3 protein-coding genes are annotated in these 1,217 nt (G+C 32.7%); all 3 read left to right on the top strand.

Features of this window, described 5'->3' with window-relative positions; translation table 11 throughout:
- A partial coding sequence (locus DC28_RS04750) for a HEPN domain-containing protein (RefSeq protein WP_037546378.1) occupies positions 1 to 269 on the top strand: 269 nt, incomplete at its 5' end.
- Between the two features lie 154 nt (positions 270 to 423).
- Complete coding sequence (locus DC28_RS04755; RefSeq protein WP_037546460.1) at positions 424 to 669, top strand: CopG family ribbon-helix-helix protein; 246 nt, start codon at positions 424 to 426, stop codon at positions 667 to 669.
- Positions 650 to 1,066 carry a type II toxin-antitoxin system VapC family toxin gene (locus tag DC28_RS04760; RefSeq protein ID WP_037546462.1) on the top strand — a complete coding sequence of 139 codons (417 nt, stop codon included), beginning with the start codon at positions 650 to 652 and terminating at the stop codon, positions 1,064 to 1,066. The genes DC28_RS04755 and DC28_RS04760 overlap by 20 nt, the downstream gene beginning before the upstream one ends.
- Positions 1,067 to 1,217 lie beyond the last annotated feature (151 nt).

Genomic DNA, 1,217 nt, shown 5'->3' on the forward strand with positions numbered 1-1,217 from the left:
CAATTATTGTGCACTACACAGACTCTGTTCCCCGTATTCATAATATTATTTCATTGCTCGGTACAGTTCAAAATTATGTAAAGATAGAAATTGATAAGAAAATATTAATAATGCTTAATCAGGTCTATGCTGATACGCGATATCCGAGAGAAATAGAAAACCAAAATTTAGTTCTCCCCTCAAAGAACACTTCTGAGTTGTTTAAGATTGAGGCAGAAAATATATTTAAGCAAACAAAAGACATATTAGATATAAAAAATGAAACATAACAATCATTTCAACCTGACAATGCTACTGTCACGGTTTTTGCATTCGCAAAAACACGCGCCAGCTTAACGCATTGCAGGTTAAACGGTCGTTATGTAGACTTAGTCTTGATTTTCAATCCAAATTAGTATTACAATACGTAATACGGAGGATTGAATGACAACTGTCCGCTTAAATGATGAAATTGATAATAAGCTTGCTCAGATTATAGAAGTAGAAAAAACTACTAAATCAGAAATTATCAAAAAAGCAATTTCAGAATATTACGAATTTCATTATCAATCTAAACCACCTTATGAATTAGGCCTGGATTTTTTTGGAAAATATGGCTCTGATTCGAATCTCTCCACAGAATATAAATCACGGCTAAAGGAACAGCTCAATGCAAAACACTCTCATTGATGCCGGTCCTTTAATCGCTCTTTTTAATAAAAATGATAAGTATTACCAAGCGATCTCTGATTTCCTAAAAAAATATAAGGGAAGATTAATAAGTACCTGGCCGGTTATCACTGAAGTGTCTCACATGCTCGCCTTCAATGTTCAGGCTCAAATTGATTTTCTAAGATGGATTAGGCTCGGAGGGATAATAATTGAAGAAATAAAATACGAGGGTTTGGATAGGATTATTTCTCTCTCAGAAAAATATTCAGATATTCCAATGGATCTGGCAGATGCATCACTGGTTTATATTTCTGAAAAATTGAATATCAAGGAAATTATAACAATCGATAATGATTATTATATTTACCGTACCATCGACAAAGAAATGATTAAAAATATTTTCGTGTATGAATAATTCAGGAAATCAGATCACCATTGGGTGTACGAAAAAGATTCAAGATCAGATTAAAGAAATTTCATCCAAATCATTACCCAAGCAATCAGACAGTTCTATTTGTCAAATAGCGCCTAAATTTACGAAAGAATCGGCGTTTAGTTTTACGAAT

Origin of the sequence: Spirochaeta lutea, from assembly GCF_000758165.1 — a bacterium.
Classification (GTDB): Bacteria; Spirochaetota; Spirochaetia; order DSM-27196; family Salinispiraceae; genus Spirochaeta_D; species Spirochaeta_D lutea.